The organism is Ruegeria sp. BG5 (assembly GCF_056538425.1).
In genome coordinates this window covers 178356-198365 of the sequence record NZ_JBQFTC010000003.1, presented here as the reverse complement: position 1 = coordinate 198365, position 20010 = coordinate 178356, and the positions used below count along the sequence as shown (strand labels likewise).

Annotated in this window: 17 protein-coding genes; 8 read left to right on the top strand and 9 right to left on the bottom strand. The window is 59.9% G+C overall.

What is annotated here, in order from left to right:
* Genes ACR0KX_RS13030 through ACR0KX_RS12995 form a run of 8 tightly spaced genes read left to right on the top strand, consistent with a single transcriptional unit; the run spans position 1 to position 8984 of the window.
* Positions 1–849 (top strand): carbohydrate ABC transporter permease, encoded by an 849-nt coding sequence (locus ACR0KX_RS13030; protein ID WP_480708486.1) that lies wholly within the window; start codon positions 1–3, stop codon positions 847–849.
* Positions 850–871: 22 nt separating this feature from the next.
* Positions 872–2212: an alpha-glucosidase/alpha-galactosidase gene (gene melA, locus ACR0KX_RS13025; RefSeq protein ID WP_170622166.1), complete on the top strand. Its 1341-nt coding sequence runs from the start codon at positions 872–874 to the stop codon at positions 2210–2212.
* Positions 2213–2237: 25 nt separating this feature from the next.
* Positions 2238–3947 carry an IlvD/Edd family dehydratase gene (locus ACR0KX_RS13020; RefSeq protein ID WP_170453792.1) on the top strand — a complete coding sequence of 570 codons (1710 nt, stop codon included), beginning with the start codon at positions 2238–2240 and terminating at the stop codon, positions 3945–3947.
* Positions 3947–4714 carry an SDR family oxidoreductase gene (locus tag ACR0KX_RS13015; protein ID WP_170622167.1) on the top strand — a complete coding sequence of 256 codons (768 nt, stop codon included), beginning with the start codon at positions 3947–3949 and terminating at the stop codon, positions 4712–4714. The genes ACR0KX_RS13020 and ACR0KX_RS13015 overlap by 1 nt, the downstream gene beginning before the upstream one ends.
* 4 nt (positions 4715–4718) lie before the next feature.
* A complete protein-coding gene (locus tag ACR0KX_RS13010; protein WP_170622168.1) occupies positions 4719–5612 on the top strand; it encodes a 2-dehydro-3-deoxygalactonokinase in 894 nt (297 codons plus the stop codon).
* A complete protein-coding gene (locus ACR0KX_RS13005) occupies positions 5609–6214 on the top strand; it encodes a 2-dehydro-3-deoxy-6-phosphogalactonate aldolase (RefSeq protein WP_170522801.1) in 606 nt (201 codons plus the stop codon). The genes ACR0KX_RS13010 and ACR0KX_RS13005 overlap by 4 nt, the downstream gene beginning before the upstream one ends.
* Entirely contained in the window at positions 6211–7071 is an 861-nt protein-coding gene (locus tag ACR0KX_RS13000; RefSeq protein WP_170622169.1) for an SMP-30/gluconolactonase/LRE family protein, read from the top strand. The genes ACR0KX_RS13005 and ACR0KX_RS13000 overlap by 4 nt, the downstream gene beginning before the upstream one ends.
* A complete protein-coding gene (locus ACR0KX_RS12995; protein ID WP_170622170.1) occupies positions 7068–8984 on the top strand; it encodes a beta-galactosidase in 1917 nt (638 codons plus the stop codon). The genes ACR0KX_RS13000 and ACR0KX_RS12995 overlap by 4 nt, the downstream gene beginning before the upstream one ends.
* Positions 8985–9022: 38 nt before the next feature.
* Here the strand turns inward: ACR0KX_RS12995 and ACR0KX_RS12990 are convergent, their stop codons facing one another.
* From ACR0KX_RS12990 to ACR0KX_RS12950, 9 genes are all read right to left on the bottom strand, one after another.
* On the bottom strand, positions 9023–10285 hold the full coding sequence (locus tag ACR0KX_RS12990) for an ABC transporter permease subunit (protein WP_170622171.1): 1263 nt from the start codon (positions 10283–10285) through the stop codon (positions 9023–9025).
* A complete protein-coding gene (locus ACR0KX_RS12985) occupies positions 10282–11202 on the bottom strand; it encodes an ABC transporter permease (protein ID WP_170453799.1) in 921 nt (306 codons plus the stop codon). Before ACR0KX_RS12985 ends, ACR0KX_RS12990 begins: the two co-directional genes overlap by 4 nt.
* 12 nt (positions 11203–11214) lie before the next feature.
* Positions 11215–12327, bottom strand: a complete 1113-nt coding sequence (locus ACR0KX_RS12980) for an ABC transporter ATP-binding protein (RefSeq protein WP_170453800.1) — start codon at positions 12325–12327, stop codon at positions 11215–11217.
* A gap of 114 nt (positions 12328–12441) precedes the next feature.
* Positions 12442–13566, bottom strand: a complete 1125-nt coding sequence (locus ACR0KX_RS12975) for an extracellular solute-binding protein (RefSeq protein WP_170523054.1) — start codon at positions 13564–13566, stop codon at positions 12442–12444.
* A gap of 145 nt (positions 13567–13711) precedes the next feature.
* Positions 13712–15676 carry a beta-galactosidase gene (locus tag ACR0KX_RS12970; protein WP_480708485.1) on the bottom strand — a complete coding sequence of 655 codons (1965 nt, stop codon included), beginning with the start codon at positions 15674–15676 and terminating at the stop codon, positions 13712–13714.
* Positions 15673–17319 (bottom strand): amino acid ABC transporter permease, encoded by a 1647-nt coding sequence (locus ACR0KX_RS12965; RefSeq protein ID WP_170622173.1) that lies wholly within the window; start codon positions 17317–17319, stop codon positions 15673–15675. Before ACR0KX_RS12965 ends, ACR0KX_RS12970 begins: the two co-directional genes overlap by 4 nt.
* A 65-nt stretch (positions 17320–17384) precedes the next feature.
* Positions 17385–18134 carry a basic amino acid ABC transporter substrate-binding protein gene (locus ACR0KX_RS12960; protein WP_170453804.1) on the bottom strand — a complete coding sequence of 250 codons (750 nt, stop codon included), beginning with the start codon at positions 18132–18134 and terminating at the stop codon, positions 17385–17387.
* 22 nt (positions 18135–18156) lie between these two features.
* Positions 18157–19203 carry a LacI family DNA-binding transcriptional regulator gene (locus ACR0KX_RS12955; RefSeq protein WP_170622174.1) on the bottom strand — a complete coding sequence of 349 codons (1047 nt, stop codon included), beginning with the start codon at positions 19201–19203 and terminating at the stop codon, positions 18157–18159.
* Positions 19203–19949 (bottom strand): sugar phosphate isomerase/epimerase family protein, encoded by a 747-nt coding sequence (locus tag ACR0KX_RS12950; protein ID WP_170453806.1) that lies wholly within the window; start codon positions 19947–19949, stop codon positions 19203–19205. Before ACR0KX_RS12950 ends, ACR0KX_RS12955 begins: the two co-directional genes overlap by 1 nt.
* Between the last annotated feature and the right edge of the window lie 61 nt (positions 19950–20010).

Genomic DNA, 20010 nt, shown 5'->3' with positions numbered 1-20010 from the left:
ATGTTTCCCAAACCCATCGAAAAACAACCCCGCGCGGCGCAGATCACCTATCAGGCACTGCTGCCTGTCGCTCTGCTGCTGTGGCTGGGGCCGCTTCTGGCGGTCGCCTTGTTCTCGGTCAAACCCGCTGCGGATTTTACCAATGCGAACTACTGGGGCATGCCGTCCAGCTTTGAGGGCGCGTTCAACTACGGGCAGGTCTTCTTCAACTCGGACATGCCCCGCTATCTGATGAATTCCTTCCTGATCACCGTCCCAACGGTGATCGGATGTGTCGCGCTTAGCTGCATGACCGGGTTCGCGCTGGGGATATACAAGTTCAAATCGAACCTCTGGATCTTCTTCATGTTTGTCGCGGGCAATTTCGTGCCGTTCCAGATTCTGATGGTTCCCGTACGCGACCTGACGCTGGAATTAGGTCTCTACAACACCAAAACCGGGCTGGTCTTGTTCCACATCGCCTTCCAGACCGGTTTCTGTACCCTGTTCATGCGCAATTTCATCCGCGCGCTTCCTTTCGAACTGATCGAGGCGGCACGGGTCGAGGGTATCAGCGAATGGCGTATCTTCTGGTACGTGGTTCTGCCGCTGATGAAGCCTGCGATCGCGGCGCTCAGCGTGTTGATCTTCACCTTTATCTGGAACGACTATTTTTGGGCCGTGGTCCTGACCCAAGGCGCGGAAAGCCAGCCTGTCACCGCAGGCATCACCAGTTTCAACGCGCAATTCCGCGCCGCCTATCAATTGATGAGTGCCGGTTCCATCGTCGCGGCCCTGCCGCCGGTGGCCATGTTCTTCCTGATGCAGAAACACTTCATCGCGGGCCTGACCCTCGGTGCCGTAAAATAACGTCAAACCAAAGGTTTGCAAAATGACCAAAATCGCCTTTGTCGGAGCGGGCTCAACGATCTTCATGCAGAACATCGTGGGCGACGCGCTGCTGACCCCTGCGCTGGCCGACAGCCACTTTGCGCTGATGGATATCAATCCCGAACGTCTGGCAGAAAGCGAAGCGGTGGCCCGCGCCATGATCCGCTCGGTCGGTTCGGGCGCAACCGTTTCAACGCATATTGACCGCCGCGCCGCGCTGGACGGGGCCGACTTTGTCATAACCGCCTTCCAGATCGGCGGGTATGAGCCCTGCACGGTCACCGATTTCGAGATTCCTAAACAATACGGCCTGCGCCAGACCATTGCCGACACGCTGGGAGTCGGTGGCATCATGCGCGGGCTCCGCACGGTTCCGGTTCTGTGGGACGTGGCGCGAGATATGATGCAGCTTTGCCCCAACGCGACGCTGCTGCAATACGTCAATCCGATGGCGATCAACACATGGGCGCTGGCGGAACAATTCTCGGCGCTGAAACAGGTGGGCCTGTGCCACTCGGTCCAGAACACGGTCGAGGAACTGTCCCATGATCTGGACCTGCCTAAGGACGAATTCCGCTACAAGGTTGCGGGCGTCAATCACGTCGCTTTTTTCCTGAAACTGGAACATCAAGGCCGCGACCTTTACCCCGCGCTGCGGCAAGGCTATGCCAGCGGTCGCCTGCCCAAACCGCCATTGCTGATGCCGCGTTGTCCCAACAAGGTGCGTTATGAGGTTATGGACCATCTTGGCTATTTCTGCACCGAAAGCTCGGAACATCTGGCCGAATACGTTCCGTGGTTCATCAAGGACGGGCGCTCGGATCTGATCGAGCAATTCTCGATCCCGCTGGACGAATACCCCACCCGCTGCATTGAACAGGTCGCCAACTGGAAAGAGCAGGCCAAGACGCTGACCGATGGCCGTGACATCACTGTCACCCGCAGCCATGAATTCGCCGCCGATCTCATGAACGCTATCGTCACCGACACGCCCTATGTGGCTTATGGCAACCTGCCCAACACTGGCCAAATCCCGCAACTGCCCCTTGGCGCTGCGGTCGAGACCCCCTGTCTGGTGGACAGCAACGGGGTGCAGCCTTCGGTCGTGACCGATATCCCACCCCAACTGATCGCGCTGATGCGGACGCAGATCAATGTGCAGGAACTAACGGTGCGCGCTTTGGTCGAGCAGAACCCGGAATATATCTATCATGCTGCCATGATGGACCCCCACACCGCTGCCGAGTTGGACCTGCGCCAGATCCGAAACTTAGTTGACGATCTGCTGATTGCGCATACCGACTGGCTGCCGGACTGGTGCAAACCCGCCAAGGCCGCCTGACCCCAAGAGTAGAAGGCTGACAAGAATGACAAAGAAACGCCGCTCAGCGCATTGGTACGGAAAGCTCGACAAGGATGGGTTCATCCACAGGTCCTGGATGAAGAACCAGGGCTTCCCCGATCACGCCTTTGACGGGCGGCCCATCATCGGCATCTGCAACACCTGGTCCGAACTTACCCCCTGCAACTCAGGCCTGCGCGATCTGGCCGAGGGCGTCAAACGCGGCGTGTGGGAGGCCGGAGGGTTTCCGGTGGAATTCCCCGTCATGTCGCTGGGCGAAACCCAAATGAAACCCACCGCCATGCTGTTCCGCAACCTGCTGGCCATGGATGTCGAGGAATCGATCCGTGCCTATGGCATCGACGGCGTCGTGCTGCTGGGCGGGTGTGACAAGACCACGCCGGGGCAGTTGATGGGCGCTGCGTCAGTCGATCTGCCGTCGATCGTGGTCAGTTCCGGCCCAATGCTAAACGGCAAGTATCGCGGGCAGGATATCGGTTCGGGCACCGACGTTTGGAAATTCTCCGAGGCCGTGCGCGCCGGAGAGATGACGCTGCAGGACTTCATGAACGCCGAATCTGGTATGTCGCGCAGCGCAGGGGTTTGCATGACCATGGGCACGGCTAGCACCATGGCCTCTCTGGTCGAGGCGATGGGCATGTCCCTGCCCACCAATGCCGCCCTGCCTGCCGTTGACGCCCGCCGCATGGCGCTGGCGCATCTGACCGGCAAGCGGATTGTCGAGATGGTGGATGAAGACCTCAAACCATCCGACATTCTGAGCAAAGAGGCGTTTGAGAATGCCATCCTCGCCAACGCCGCCGTAGGTGGGTCGACCAACGCGGTGGTTCACCTTCTCGCGTTGGCGGGTCGGGTTGGCGTGGACCTGACGTTGAAAGACTTTGAGATCGGTTCCGAAATCCCCCTGCTGGTCAATTGTATGCCTTCGGGCAAGTACCTGATGGAGGATTTCTGTTATGCAGGCGGCGTGCCGGTGGTTCTGAACGAACTCAAGCCCTTCCTGCGCCCGGCAAAAACGGTGCTGAACAAGGATATCTCGGCCCATTACGAAGGGGCTGAATGTTTCAACAATGACGTGATCCGACCCTTCAATGGTCCGGTGAAACCCGCCGCTGGCCTACGCGTGCTGCGGGGCAATCTGGCACCGAACGGGGCCATCGTGAAGCCTTCGGCGGCCACAGATGCCTTGCTGGAAACCGAAGCCGAGGCTTACGTTTTTGAGAATATCGAAGACCTCAAAGCCAATATCGACCGTGATGACCTGCCGGTGACGTCTGAGACCATTCTGGTGCTCAAAGGCTGCGGCCCCAAGGGTTATCCGGGCATGCCCGAGGTCGGCAATATGCCGATCCCTGCCAAGCTGGTGAAAGAAGGCGTGCGCGACATGATCCGCATTTCCGACGCGCGCATGTCGGGGACCGCCTATGGCACTGTCATTCTGCATGTCAGCCCCGAGGCGCAGGCGGGCGGTACTCTGGCGTTGGTCAAAACCGGCGACCGCATCCGCGTTTCGGCCAGTAAGGGTGAGTTGGAACTTCTGGTCGATGAAAAGGAACTGGACGCCCGCCGCGCGGCATGGCAACCGGACGACCCGCACTACACGCGCGGCTATGCGAAACTCTATATCGACCACGTGCTGCAAGCCGATCAGGGCGCAGATCTTGATTTCCTTGTCGGCAAAGATACCCGCCTTGTGACCAGAGAGAGCCATTGATGACCCAATCCGCCACATTCCATGACCTGAACGGGGCGTCTGTCTATATCACCGGCGGCGGCTCGGGCGTCGGTGCAGCCCTAACGGATGGGTTCCTGGCGCAAGGGGCAAACGTTGCCTTTATCGGCCGCTCGGACGCCAGCGCTTTTGTCGAAGAGATGCGCGACAAACACGGTCGCGCCCCGCTGTTCATGCAGGGCGACATGACCGACACCGAATTGCTGCACACCACCATGCAAAAAGCCGCCGAGGCGCATGGACCCCTGAATGTGCTGATCAACAACGCGGCCAATGACAAACGCCACGCGCTGGAAGAAACCACAACCGAGTTCTGGGACTGGATGATCGAGGTCAACCTCAAGGCCTATTACTTCGCCTGTCAGGAAGCCGCGCGACAAATGCAGGATAAGGGCGGTGCCATCGTCAATTTCAGCTCGATCAGTTACATGATGGGCAATGCGGGCTATCCGATCTACACGACCTCGAATGCTGGAATCACAGGCATGACCCGCTCGCTGGCGCGCGAATTGGGGCCGCAGAACATCCGCGTGAACGCCTTGGCCCCGGGCTGGGTGCTGACGCAGAAACAACTGGATATGTGGGCCACGCCCGAAGATCTGGCCGCCCATATGGATCGCCAATGCCTGAAAGAACACCTGACGCCCGAGGACATGATCGCACCGACCCTGTTTCTGGCGTCTCAGGCCAGCCGCGCCATGACCGGGCAGTGCATGGCCGTTGACGGCGGCGTAGTGGTATCGGGGTGACGCGATGAAGACCGAATGGATTGCTGTCGATTGGGGAACCTCTCACTTACGGGCCTGGGCCATGCAGGGCGATACGGTGCTGGATCAGGCGCAGAGTGATCTGGGTATGGCCCGAGTTGCGCCGGGCGCGTTTCAATCTGCGCTGCTGTCACTGGTGCAAGATTGGCTGGGCGATGCGCCCGTTGATGTTATCGCCTGCGGCATGGTCGGCGCGCGGCAAGGCTGGGCCGAAGCGCCTTATGCCGCTGTCCCCTCGGCCCCCGTGCCCAATGCGCCGGTTCGTGTTCCATGCACCGATCCGCGTATACGGGCCTTTATCGTGCCGGGTCTGAAACAAGCGACGCCGCCGGATGTGATGCGGGGCGAAGAAACCCAGATCGCCGGATTTCTGGCCGGGCACCAGAACTGGGATGGCGTGCTGTGTCTGCCCGGCACCCATACCAAATGGGTGCAGGTCAGCGCGGGCGAAGTGATCAGCTTCCGCACCTTTATGACGGGCGAGATGTTTGACCTGCTGTGCGGGCAATCGGTGCTGAAACATTCGGTCGGCGAAGGTTGGGATGATGCGGCCTTTGCCGAGGCTGTTGCAGACACTTTGTCAAAACCGGAAAATCTGGCTGGACGTTTGTTTGGGCTGCGCGCAGCGGACCTGTTGCAAGGGCAGGACAAGGCCATCGCCCGGGCGCGTCTGTCCGGCCTGTTGATCGGGGCCGAACTTGCGGCGACCCGGCCTTATTGGCTGGGCCAGCAACTGGCCATAATCGGCGCGGACGAGGTTTCGAAGATCTATGCGCAGGCCCTGCAGCAACAGGGCGCATTCGTCGAGACGGCGGATGCCACGCTCTCCACTCTGGCCGGTCTGGCACTGGCCCGCACGCTGACGAAGGAAACCGCATGAGCCGCCCGATCATCGCCATTCTTCGCGGATTGAAGCCATCGGAGGCTGAAACCGTCGGCCGTGTCATTATCGAGGCGGGCATCGACCGGATCGAGGTGCCGCTGAACTCACCCGACCCGCTGGACAGCATCGCCCGATTGGCCTCTGCCTTCGGAGAGCAGGCGTTAATAGGTGCGGGGACGGTGCTGACCGTTCAACAGGTAGAGGATGTCGCACAGGCCGGTGGGAAACTGATTGTGTCACCGAATTTCGACGCCGAGGTGATTGCGCGCACGATTGCGCTGAACCTGCAAAGCTGGCCGGGTGTATACACGCCGACCGAAGCTTTTGCTGCCTTAAAGGCCGGGGCCACGGGGTTGAAGCTGTTTCCGGGTGTCACCGCCGGACCATCCGGTCTGGCCGCGCTGCGCCCGGTTCTGCCGCAAGGGACACTGGTTTTTGCCGTCGGCGGTGCAGGGCCCGAGAATTTCGATCAGTGGCTCGCCGCAGGCGCAGACGGGTTCGGCATTGGGTCGGCCCTGTTCAAGCCGGGTATGGACATCGCCGAAATCTCGGAACGGGCCATCCGGATTGTTGCAGCCTATGACGAGGCTGTGGGATGAGCGCCATATTCGACAACCGCCCCTGCGAATTGGGCGAAGGCCCGTTGTGGCATCCCGAGCGGCAACAGCTTTTCTGGTTTGATATCCTGAACAAGCGTCTGATGACCCAGGAAGCAGGCGAACAGAAAAGCTGGGACTTTTCCGAACATATCTCGGCCGCGGGTTGGGTGGATCACGATACGTTGCTGATCGCGTCCGAAACCGGGCTGTGGCGGTTTTCCCTGACCACGGGGCGCAAGGATCTGGTGGCGGCGCTGGAGGCCGACAACCCGATCACCCGGTCGAATGACGGGCGCGCGGACCCGTGGGGTGGGTTCTGGATCGGCACCATGGGCAAGCGGGCCGAGCCGGGTGCCGGCTCGATTTACCGCTTTTGGCAGGGTGAGTTGCGCCGCCTTGTTCCCGATGTGACCATCTCGAACGCGATCTGTTTCGCGCCGGATCGATCATGCGCCTACTATGCCGACACCAAGACGCGGCAGGTCATGCGCTGGCCTTTGAACGCCGAAACCGGATGGCCCGAAGGCGAGGCGTCGGTGTTTCTGGACCTGTGGACCGACAGGCTGAACCCGGATGGCGCTGTGGTCGATGCGGCGGGCAATATCTGGATCGCGCAATGGGGCGACCACCGGGTTGCCGCCTATGACCGCTCGGGCAAATACCTGCATTCGGTGCGTTTCGATGCGGCCCATACCTCGTGCCCGGCCTTTGGCGGCGATGAACTGACAACGCTTTTTTGCACCACAGCCCGCGAAGGGCTGAGCGCCGAGGCGATCCAAACCCAACCTTCCAACGGAATGACCTTTAACGCGCCGAATGCCGGTCAGGGTCAGGCAGAACACAGAGTCCTCTTATGAAGCCAGAACTTGGCGTTTGTTATTACCCCGAACACTGGCCCGAGGCTGTTTGGGCCGAAGACGCTGCGCGCATGATTGAGGCGGGCTTGCGCTGGGTGCGGATCGGTGAGTTCGCGTGGAGCCGGATGGAGCCATCTCCGGGCGATCTGCAATTCGACTGGCTGGATCGGGCTATCGATACGCTGGGCGCGGCAGGGCTTAAGGTTGTTCTTGGTACGCCAACAGCCACGCCCCCGCGCTGGATGCTGGACAAGCACCCGGATATGTTGGCCGTCGATGCTCAGGGTCAGGTTCGCAAGTTCGGCTCGCGGCGGCATTACTGTTTCAGCCATCGTGGATACATTGAGGACTGTGCGCGGATCACCCGGATCATGGGCGAACGCTATGGCCGCAATCCGCATATCGCTGCCTGGCAGATCGACAATGAATATGGCTGTCACGACACGACACTCAGCTACAGCCCCCCTGCCCTGATCGCGTTTCGGCGCTGGTTGGCGGATCGCTATGGCTCGGTCCAGGCGCTGAACGAAGCATGGGGGAATGTGTTCTGGTCGATGGAATACAGCAGTTTCGACCAGATCGACCTGCCCAACCTGACCGTGACGGAACCCAATCCGGCCCATGTTCTGGCCTTCCGCCGATTTAGCTCGGATCAGGTGGTGGCGTTCAACAAGGCGCAGGTGGAGGTGCTGCGGGATCTGACCGATGCGCCCCTGCTGCATAACTATATGGGTCGCGTGCTTGAGTTCGACCATTTCGATGTGGGGGCGGATCTGGATATCGCCACCTGGGACAGCTATCCGCTTGGGTTCCTGTCGGATCGGCTGGAGGACGGTGCGGAGCACAAAACCAAATACCTGCAACAGGGCGATCCGGATATGCAGGCCTTCCATCATGACCTGTATCGCGCTGTCGGGCGGGGTCGCTGGTGGGTGATGGAACAGCAACCCGGCCCGGTGAACTGGGCCCCGTACAATCCAGCCCCCCTGCCCGGCATGGTCCGCCTGTGGTCGCTTGAGGCCGTGGCGCATGGGGCCGAAGTGGTCAGTTACTTCCGCTGGCGGCAAGCGCCCTTTGCGCAGGAACAGATGCATGCAGGATTACTGACGCCGGGCAATCGCCCTGCCCAAGCTTTGGCTGAGGCGCGCCAGACAGCCGATGATCTGGCCACCTTGGGCGCGGTTCAGCAGGAACAGGCCCGCGTGGCGATCCTGTTCGACTATGCCTCGGATTGGGCGTGGAAAACGCAGCCTCAGGGTGCCGGGTTTGACTATTTTCGGCTGGTATTCTCGGCCTATCGCGCGCTGCGGCGGGCCGGGTTGTCGGTGGATTTTGTCCCGGTGAACGCCGTTCCCGACGGCTACGCGATGATCCTTGCACCGGGGTTGGCAACGATGGATGAGGGTCTGGAACAGCGTCTGTCAGACGCCTGCGATCTGGCCATTCTCGGCCCGCGAGCCGGGGCCATCACCGGCGACTTCCAAATCCCCACGACGGGCCGCCCCGGTTTGAACGGTTTGGACTGCGACGTCGATCTGGTCGAGACGCTGCCACCGAATATCCAGCGCCATGTGGCAGGCGGCGGATCGGCACAGCACTGGATCGACCGGGTATCCGGTGCTGCCCCCGACCTGCTGAGCTTTGAGGATGGAACCCCTGCCCTGAAAGGGGACGGCGGATTGTGGTATCTGGCCGGGTTCCCGGATGAGGCGCTGTGGGACCGCGTCATTGCGATGGCTGCGGAAACAACAGGGCTGACCCTGCACCCCCTGCCCGACGGGTTGCGAAAGCGTGAAACGGCCCAGCAGGTTTTCCTGATCAACTACAACGCTGACCCGGTTGAGTGGAACGGTCACCGCATTGCGGGTTGCGATGTCCTGATCCTGAAACGCGCACGGCCCGAACGGATCTAGTTTCCGTCCGGGCCGAGGCTGTTTTTCAGAGCTTGCGACTAGTCGCTTTGCAGACTGTTGGGGTCAAAGGCCCCGCCAAAGCCGCCATTATTGGATGGCTGCTCTTCGGTCTCTGACTCATCGTCTTCGGCCTCTCCGCCACCCAGCGCATTGGGGGCAAACACATTCCCGAATCCGCTGTTGTTCGACGGTTTCGGTGCGGTTTGCGTTGTGCCTTGTTCGGCCTCTTCCGCCTCGCGCTGTTTGCGGCGCTCCTCGCGCTGCTTGCGCAGTTCCTGAATGCGCTGTTCGGCCTCCAGCTGCTTTTGCTCGCGCACGTCGGCAATGCACTGGCCGGGGTTGTAGGCCGTAGCCGTGCCCACGACCGTGATCGTCGCAACCGCAAAGACCACCAGCAGAACTGCGGCCATGTTGCCCGCGAAGAAGCTGGGCAGTTTGATCTTGTCTGCCAGTTCCTCGACAGTGGCGTTTTTCCGCGCTGCGGTCACCAGTTCCTGACGCTTCAGCTTGGCCTCGTTCAGCAGGGCAAAGAACACCGTCAGAACCACGATGATAAAGGCCAGAGCGGAGATCGAAGGCGTGATGCCATAACGCACCTTCTGCGCCAGTTCGATGGTCAGCGTCGGGTATTCGCCAAAGGTGAAGGTTGTGGTGTTGTAGTTCTCGAACGAGGCGAGGAACGCCAGCACCGCCGCCGACGCAATCGCCGGGCGCATGAAAGGCAGCAGGATTTTACGAAACGCCTGCGCGTGGGTTGCACCCAGGTCCAGCGCCGCCTCGGTCAGGGCCACGTCATAGCGTTGCAGACGCGCCACCAGAACCAGCATGCAGTAGCTGGCGATAAAGGTGGATTGGCCGATCACCGTCAGGAAAATCCCGTTCGACAACACACTGTCCGCACCCAGCCCCAGCATCCGGTTGATCCGGTCCCAGAACACCAGCGTCGAGATACCCAGAACCACGCCCGGGATCAGGATCGGTGCGATAATGATCGTGTAGTAGGTCGCGCGCAGTTTGGGCCAGATCTGCGTCAGCAGCAGCGCCCCGGCCAAACCCATCGCCACCGACAGTACAACGGTCCCGGCCCCGATGATCAGCGAGTTCTTGATGCCGTTCAGGATGCGTTGATCCTGAAACAGCTCTCCGAACCACTGGAAGGTCAGGCATTCCCACGGGCTCATCCTTGGGAAGCTGGGCGAGTTGAAGGCGGTGATCGACATGATCACCAGCGGTCCCAGCAGATACAGGAAGAAGATCGTCAGATAGACCCAGATACTTATGCGGAGGAAGGAATTATTCATTTCCCGATATCCCCCATGTTCACCTTGAACAGGCGCATCACGGCCAGCACGAACAGGATACAGGTCACCAGCAGCACGATGGCGTAGGCGGCCCCTTGTGGCCAGTCATTGTTGTCGTTGAACTGCTGATAGATCAGCTGCGTGAACCACAGGCTGGACGGCCCGCCAAGAATTTGCGGCGCGGCCAGCGCACCGGCGGACAGCATGAACACCATGGTACAGCCCGAACTGATGCCCGGCTTGGCATAAGGGATCACGACCCGCCAGTGAATGCGCCACCATGGGGCACCCAGATCGCGCGCGGCCTCAATCTGATTGCCGTCCAGACTTTCGATCACGTTATACATCGGGAAGATCATCAGCAGGATGTAGGCGTAGCCCAAACCGGCATAGAGCGCGATGTCGTTGCGGATGAAATCAAACGGCGTGTCCCAGATGCCCAGACCCATGAACAGGGTGTTCAGAACCCCGGTCTCACCAAAGATGATCCGCAGGGCAAAGGCGCGCAGGATCTCGTTGATCCAATAGGGGATGATCAGCATGATCGCGAAAATGCGGATATGATTGCCCTTGGACTGACCCAGGTAATAGGCAATCGGGTAGCACAGGATCAGGTTGAAGATCGTCACACAGACCGCCGCCAGCAACGTGCGGAAGAACACGCGCAGATCGACTGCGTTGTAAGCCTGACTGCCGCCTTCGGGGCCGTAGATCAGGTATTTGTAGTTCTCCAGCGTGTAAACGTCCTTCGGGCCACCAATTTCAGGCGGCGGCAGGTTGGGACGGAACGAGAAGTCCAGCATCGACAATTGCGGCAGGATGATCAGGCCGATGGTCCAGAACAGGACCAGACCAAGGATCATCAACCCCATGCCGGTGCCATTGCGGTTGAAGAAGTCTTTCAGAAATCGGGGCATCTGTTGAACCCCTTACTCTGCCGCCAGTTCACCCGCGGGAACCAGAACCGCATTGCGGGCCTCGTATTCCAGCGTGATGGTCTGGCCGGTGTGATCTTCGAAGGATTGCCCCAGGTTTGGCAGAGATACCTTGATCTCTTTCCCGCCGTCGCCTTCGGTGAAGATGTTGAAGACGTTGCCCTCGAATTCTTCGTGATTGACGCGGGCGGTGACGAAATGGTCTCCGGTTGCGCCATCCGGGGCAATGGCAAAGGCTTCGGGGCGGATGAACATCATCGCGTCATCGCCCTCTTTCATCTTGCCCTGATTGGCGGACGAAATCCGCGCCACCAGATCGCCCGAGCGGTTCGTCGCGATCAGCGCCTCGTTGCCCATCACCTGTTTGATCTTGCCACGGAACACGTTGTTTTCGCCCACGAATGAGGCCGCAAAGGCCGTGTTGGGATCGTTATAGATGGTTTTGCCGTCCGCGATCTGGTCGATCACCCCGGCGCGCATGACGGCGATATTGTCCGACATGGTCAGCGCTTCACCCTGATCGTGGGTGATGTAGATGAAGGTGATGCCGACACGCTGTTGAATTTCACGCAGCTCGGTGCGCATGTGCTGGCGCAGTTTCAGGTCCAGCGCCGAAAGCGGTTCGTCCAGCAGCAACACGTCGGGTTCGGCGCACAGCGCGCGGGCAATGGCGACGCGCTGACGCTGACCGCCCGAAAGCTCGCTGGGCAGTTTGTCGCCCTGCCCCGGCAGCGCGATCATGTCCAGCAACTCGTCCGCGCGTTTGCGGCGTTGCGCGGCGCTGGCCCCCTTGATCTCCATCGAGAAGGTGATGTTCTCCCACACTTTCATCAGCGGGAACAACGCGAGGTTCTGGAAGATCAATGCGGTCGGGCGTTTGTTGGGTCCGATCCCGCGCATGTCATTGCCACCGATCAGCACCTTGCCTTCGCTGGGATCAAGAAACCCCGAAACCGCGCGCAGGATCGTTGTCTTGCCACAGCCCGAGGGGCCAAGAAACGAAAAGAAATCGCCCCCGTTGATGTTCACATTGGCATCGCGCACGGCGACGAAATCGCCGAAACGGATCCACAGGTTTTCCAGATCTACTCCGACCCCTGCACTCATTTTAGATATCTCCGTCTGGGGCACATGACTTTCGCACCCTGATAGGCCTGTCGCGCCACAAGGGCGCGCAGGGATCAGCCCCCCGCATATGCAAGGGGCCGGGGTTCGAAACGCTTAGGCGCTTTTGAACTTGTTGACGAACTCGGTGCGGGTTTCCGCATACCAGGGCGCTTCGGCAGGCCACGGGTTGAGGTTGGCCAGCGAGTCGCCCGGATAGGCCTCGGCAAAGTTCTTCTTGTAGGTGTCGCCCGAATACTGGTCGGCACCAAGAACGGGCGAGTTGTACCCGTGGCTATCAATCGCAACACCGGCCGGCTTCGCCTGATAGGCAAAATCGATGAAGGCATAGACCTGATCGATATTGGCAGCACCCGTTGGCATCGAGATACCGTCGACCCAAGCCATCGCACCTTCGACCGGTGCCTGATAGTGCACAGGCTCACCGGCCGATTTCAGGGCCAGCGGCGGGCCGTCCCAGGTCTGGCCGACCACAACGCCTTCGTTCAGTAGGCCGTTTTTCTGCGTATCCGCGTCGTTCCAGATCAGCTTGATCCGATCCTTGCGCGCCACGCACCAGTCGGTGATCTGACCCCAGACCTTGCGCATGGTGTCTTCGTCACCATAAGCGGCCCAGACCGAACCCGGCTCCATCTCGCCCGAGCGTTCCATGTAGAGACCCGCGCCCAGCATCATCGAATGTGCACGGCCCATGGTCTTGCCCGCGTTCTCTTCCGACCAGACGTCGCCATAGGACGGCGCGTCGCCTTCCGGCAGCCACAGGTCGGTGCGATAGGCGATGCCTTCGGTGCCCCAGATATGCGGCAGCCAGTGTGCGCCGCTGTCACCAAAGTTCCACGCGTCGGTGCCGATTTTGGCCATTGCCGGGTTCACCAGATCAACCGGAACCTTGTTCATGTCGAACGGTTGCAGCAGTTCCAGCGGTTCCCACTGAAGCGAGCGGTTGTTGGTGGGCGAGACGATGTCAAAACCCTGGCCCTTGGTGGCCTTCATCTTGTTGATGATTTCTTCGTTCGACCCGATACCGGTGTAGTTCACCTTGATGCCGGTCAGCGTCTCGAATTCCTCAATGAAGCTGGGCGGCAGGTAGTCCGACCACATCAGGATATTGATCTCACCCGACGACGCCAGCGCGCTTTTGCTGTAAAGCGGTGCGGCCAATGCAGCCGCGCCTGCGCCTTTTAGCACCGTGCGTCTGGAAAGGGATTTCCGTTCTACCATTTTGATGTCTCCCATAGTTGGACGTTTGTTTTTGTTATGTGATTGCAGGCCAGAATGTTGCGGCAGAGCTTTTTGTCCAAAAGTGACAGTTGCCAGTTTCCATGAGTCCAGTTTGCAGCCACGTCCGGTGTTTTCCGTGAGGGTGTCACGACTCGTGCCAGACAGCGATACCATAGGGCGGGATTCTCGAACTACCAATAACGTACTGGCGTGAATCGTCGAATTTAAGAACCTGTTCATCGGGGCCGAAGTTAAAGGCAAAGCCCAGATCACCCCGGCGGGTGATCCGCAGATCAGGCCCGCAGTCCGTTTTCCGTAGTCCGGCCCAGTCCAGAACGTCTACCAAAACAGCCATTAACAGGTCGCCGCGCGGGATCATGGCCAGATAAGTCGCCCGGTCCGACCGCACAATCGCCGGGCTTCCATCCCGGTAAGCGCTTGAAAAACAGCCAAGTACCTGATCGCCGGTCTCGATGACCTCGCGCCAGCCCGTGAAGGGATACGCCGATCCATCGGGCATCCGGACGGATTCCTGTACCAGATCGGGAAGCGATTCCACCCGCAGAACCCGGACACCCGCCAGATCGGACAACACGCCAGGCGCCAGATTTGATGGCGTGTGCATGTCATGGGTCTTGCTGCCAGCGCGCGCGCCGATCAGCAGTTTGGCCTTGCTGGCCTGAAGCTTTTCCGCCAGTGCAGGCGAGACGATCATGGCCTGAGGAATCACGATCAGGCGATACCCGGACAGGTCGTCATCTGGCCCTATAAAATCCAGATCAACCCCCTGCGCGCGCAATCCGGCATACCATTCCCGCAGGATATGGGCGTTTGGAAAGGCGTCATCATGGGGCAGAATATCGGCGGCCCAGATTGAGGTATAATCCAGCAATATCGCCACCTGCGCCTTTTGCCGCTTTACCGGAGGCAGCGCATCGCGCTCGGCCGCGACCTGTTCAAGTTCAATTGCCGCCTGATCTGCGCTGCCATCAGACCGCAGCAGCGCGGTGTGATATTGCTCTTGCGCGAAGCGGGCCTGCCGCCAGCGAAAGAACATCACCGCCTGCGCACCATGGGCATATGCGGCCCATGTCCAAAGCCGGATCATGCCATCCGCAGGCGAGGGGTTCTTCTCGGCCCAGTCCACCGGGCCGGGCTGCTGTTCCAGCACCCACATGCGCCCCCGCCCTTGCGAGCGATAGAGGTCGCAGTGAAACCCCTGATAATCCGGCGCGCCGCTACGGAGATAGCGGTGCTTGTCCGCGTCCGACAGGGTCGATCCCAACAGGTTGCCCAGCGGGTAACTGTCAAACCCGACAATATCCAGATCCTTGGCAACGGCGTGGTGATCGAACTCGAAACTACCTGCCATGAAGTTGTGGGTGATGTCCCGGCCCGGCGCATGTTCCCTTAGAATATCCGCCTGCGCCTTGTTGAAAATCCGGACCCGATCCGAAGAATAGCGCGCGAAATCCAGCGCATGGGTCGGGTTCGGCGTCGCAACCAGCCCGTTGGGCAATTCGATCTGGTCAAAGCTGGAATAGAGCATTCCCCAGAACACCGTACCCCATCTTTCGTTCAACGCCTCAATCGAGCCGTAACGGTCCCGCAACCAACGGCGGAACCCGTCGCGGGCGGCGTCCGAGTAGCTCAGCACCGTGTCGTGGTCATTATACTCATTGTCGATTTGCCAGGCATGAACATGCGGGTTCTGGCCGTACCGCCGCGCGTATTCGGTCGCGATACGTCGGGCTTCTTCCAAATAAACTTCGCTGGAAAAACAATAATGCCTGCGCGAACCGAACCCGCGCACGCGACCGTCAAGGCCGACGGGCAGAATCTCGGGGTGTTCGTCGATCAGCCATTTTGGCGGCGAGGCTGTCGGCGTCGACATCATCACACGCAGGCCCGTATCGCCCAGAATACCGATCACCTCATCCAGCCAGCCCCATTCGAACTGACCGCGCTTGGGCTCGATCAGCCCCCAGGTGAATTCGGCAATGCGCACCCAATCCAGCCCCATTTCGACCATCCGCGTCGCATCGTCACGCCATTGGGACGGGTCCCATTGTTCGGGGTAGTAGCAAACACCAAGTTCCAACCGGTTCATCTGGTGTCCTTCGCGGTGCGGCGTTCGATCCATTTCAGGAAGCTGGCGCAGCCCAGCGTGATCACGACATACAGGATCGCCGCCGTGTTGAAGGGCGCAAAGGGCAGGAAGCTGGCGGCTTGAAACTCTCGCATCCGTTGGGTCATGTCACGCACCGACAGGATCGACAGCAGCGAGGTGTCCTTGATCATCGCAATGAATTCGTTGCCTAAGGGCGGTGTCACGATCCGCAGCGCCTGCGGTAGCACAATCAGCCGCGCGGTTTGCCAGCGGGACAGGCCCAAGGAACTGCCTGCCTCCAACTGTCCCTTGGGGATGGCTTCGATCCCGGACCGGAAAATCTCGGCCATGTAAGCGGAATATCCGACCGAAATGGCGATAATCCCCCGCGTCATGTTGGTCATGTCGATACCGCCGCCGGTCGCATCTTTCACGGCCCCGGCCAGAGGCAGACCGATATAGAGGATGATCACCAGCATCGGAATGCCCCGGATCGTGTCCACAAAGAACTCAGCCCCAACCGCAAGCGGATGCAGTTTGTGTTGCGCGCCACCAATAGTCAGGGTCAGTAGCAGGAAGCCGAACACCGCAAAGGCCAGCGCCGGATTGCGGAACTTGTCCGGTAGAAAGCTGGTCTGCCACAACACCGGATAGCCTTGTGTATGCGCCTCGACCGGCACAAACGCACCCGAGACGCTGTCGACGGTTTCGATCTGCTCCAACGCGCTCGCCGTATCGGTTGCGCTGCGGATGCGATATTGTTGATCTCCTCCGCCGTCGAATTCGCCAAACCGGATGATATCGGCCTGCGCTTGCGGCGTGCCGCGCACGATGGCGATCCGCGCCTCGGTGCTGCCGACGAGGATATAGCTCACCTTTGGCTGCATGAAGAAAAACGTCGAAATGGCCAATAAGGCCAGGCTGATCGCCCCATAGATCATCGTCGTACGCGCCCTGGCCTTGAACGACTGCAGTCCGACCCAGATCAGCCCAAGGATGGCAGCGAAGATATAAGCAAAGATCGCCGCGCGGAATGTGATGGCGACGCCGGTGGCAAACTGCCAATGGGCCATGAACATCAGATAGAACAATGCGGTCCCGGTCAGGACCTCAAACCCCAACTGCACATACCCGCGCATCGGATTGGGCAAACGGCCCGAGACCAAACACAGCGCAATGATCACCGCATAAGCCGCCAGCAGAACCTGCAAACCCGTCTGCACCTGCGCCACCACCTCGGGGAACAGCACCCAGGTTTGGTTGGACCGGTCAATCAGGGTCGAGGTGTTTTCGCTGAGGGCATGAAAGAACACGGATTCGGCGAAAGGCATCAGCATTTGCGGAGCGACAAAGGCCAGTATCGACAAGCCAACCGCCACCGGAAACGCGGCCAGCGCGGCGAGGCGCAACCAAAGGGGGGCTTTCGATTGGAACCGGGTGTGCCGGGCGCAGAGGTATCCAAGGATTGCGGCCGTCAGGACCAGCAGAAAGCCCACAAAGATCGGCCCCGCATTGTTGCCGATCCCCAGAATGGCCACCAGGGACCGCAGGTATTTCGACGACGTGGCGAACAGGTAAATGATAAACGGCGCGGCGGCGAGCAACACAAGGTTGCTCGGGCGGATCGAGCTGAGGCGCGACATGGGGTTCTCCGCTAAGTCAAAGCCCCGGCGATTGGGTCCGCCGGGGCTGTTCGTGTCTTATGGGATTAGTTGGTGCCCCAGTATTTCGCTTTCAGTTCGTCCAAAGTGCCGTCTTCCTGAATGGCGGCCAGCCCGGTGTTGATCGCATCCACGGTCGGGTCGCCTTCCTGAAACACGATGCCCAGCGGGTCGGATTGCAGGCCGGTGATGCCCACGGTCAGCTCTCCGGCGAACTCCTGCTCGTAAGCCGAAGCCGAGGTGCCGTCGATGATCACTCCCTGCACATCGGCGTTTTGCAGCGCCAGAATGGCGGCCGAGAAGTTGTCATACAGGCTGACATTCTCGCGCCCGACCAGTTCTTCGGCCAGTTGTGCGTTGGTGGTGCCGGTCTGCGCGGCCAGTTTCTGACCCCCGGCCTTGAAGTCATCCAGCGTCATGTCGCCATTGTCCACCTGCAGCAGGATGGCCTGGCTGACGATGATGTAGGGTTCGGAAAAATCCATGGTCTCTTCGCGTTCATCGGTGATCGACACACCCGAGATCACCAGATCGAACTCACCCTGCTGAAGCGCGGCAAAGATGCCGTCCCAGGCGGTGTTGACGAAGTTGGGCACGCAATTGACCTTGGCGCAGATCGCATTCATCACGTCTACGTCGAAGCCCACGATCTCACCCGTTGTTTCATCCACGGTTTCCATCGGCGGATAAGTGGCATCCGTCCCGATCTTCAGCACGCGGCCTTCAAGATCAGCGGCAAAAGTTGCGGGCGCGGTCATCGCGGCAAGGGCCGCTGCGGCAAATAGATGTTTGAACATGTTCGGTTTCTCCTTTGTTGGATCAGTTGGATTGCGCCAGTTCCGGCGCGGGGGTGTCAGGTTGCCGCTCGATTAAGGTGGGCCTGATCTTTTTTTGAATTTCTGACGGGTCGGCCCCGTCCAGGGATTTCAGCATGAACTCGCCCAGCAGACGGCTGGTTTCGCCGATCGGCAGGTAGTAGGTGCTGGGCGGCGGCACGAAATACTGGCTGAGTTGCAGATCGTCGGTCGATATTACCACCACATCCCGCCCGACCTGCACGCCGGATTTGGCAGCCGAGGACAAAACGCCCAGCGTCATCGCCTCATTGGCGCAGATGATTGCTGTGGGTGGGTTTGAAAGCCGCGCAAATTTCTGGAAAGCCATTTCACCTGACAACGCGGTGGTCGGCCCGTTGAATACAAGGTCTTCGGCAAATCCGATCTGCGCAGCGGTGAGGGCCTGCACATACCCCTCTTCCCGCTGCGACGCATAGATCAACTCGGACGGTGGATTGACCAGCGCGATCCTGCGGTGCCCCAAACGGATCAGTCGCCGGGTCGCATCAAATGCTGCCGCCTGACTGTCGAAATCAACATAGGGGTGGGGTTGGGTGGCATCGCTCATCCCATATGTCACGAAGGGAAAGTTCTGTGCTTGCAAATACGCAATGCGCGGATCGTTCCTGAGCGTACCCGAAAAGATCACCCCATCGGCCAGACCCTCTTGCACGATATTGCGCAAAGTGGTCATGGCGCCGTTCAAGTTCGAGACGCTGAATACGCTCAGCTGATAGCGTGAGCCCTGCAAGGCGCCCGATATGCCGGACAGAATGCGTGTGAATTCAACGCCTTCCCACTCCTCAGACTCATCAGCCGAGACGCCAACCAGAACCGCAATGCGATAGGATTTGTTGGTACGCAATTTCAGGCCGTCCAGATTGACCCGGTATCCTTGCTCTTGCGCAACCTTCTGGATCGCCTCGCGCGTTTCGCGCCTGACAGATGCGTCATCGCGCAAAGCGTTCGAGACGGTTCCGACCGAATAGCCCGTCTGCCGCGCAATCGATTTGATCGTCGCCCGCGCCATTACGCGGCTGTCCTCAGCTGTTGTTCCAGAAACCTGCGCCCGGTTTCCAGTGTGGTCTTGAGGTCGGGGCTTTCGTCATGTTCGACAAACAAATCCGCGCAGCCTGTGCGTGCAAGGGCCGCCAATAAAGGCCCCCAGTCAACAACGCCCTGCCCCAGATCGCGCCAGCGATCATCGCCTTGCTCGGTCGGATCGATATCCTTGGCATGGATGGACAGGATCGAACCCGCGTGGCGCTGAACCATGTCCACAGGATCCAGACCCACCGCCACAACCCAGCCAATATCGGGCTGCCAGTAGATGTTGCCTTGCGACAGGATCAAATCCAGCGGGGTGTCACCTGCCTCGCCCTGCAGATCGAAATCGTGGTTGTGATACCCCAGCCTGACGCCCTGCGCGGCCAAACGGGTGGCCCACTCTGATAGCTGATGCGCCACCTTGGACCAGCCTTCACGAGACTTGGGGCGCATCTCTGGTGACAGCCAGGGCATGATCGCCACCGGGCAATCCAACAGGTTCAGAACCGCTGAGACCTCATCAAACCGGTCTTCGAACTCTTCCCAGTCAAAATGGGCAGACCGCACCCGCAGGCCCGAGCGTTGAACGATCTCTGCCATCTGGGACGGCGTCAGTTCGTGTAAGCCCGTCGTTTCGACATCCGCAAAACCGCAGGTCGCCGCCATGTCCAGCTGATCGGCCAGACCCCCGCAATGCCGGACTGTGTAAAGTTGCGCGGAAATACGCATATCCCACCATTGAAACGTTTCAAATATGGTGGAATACGAGGGGCGCGCTTGTCAAGCACCC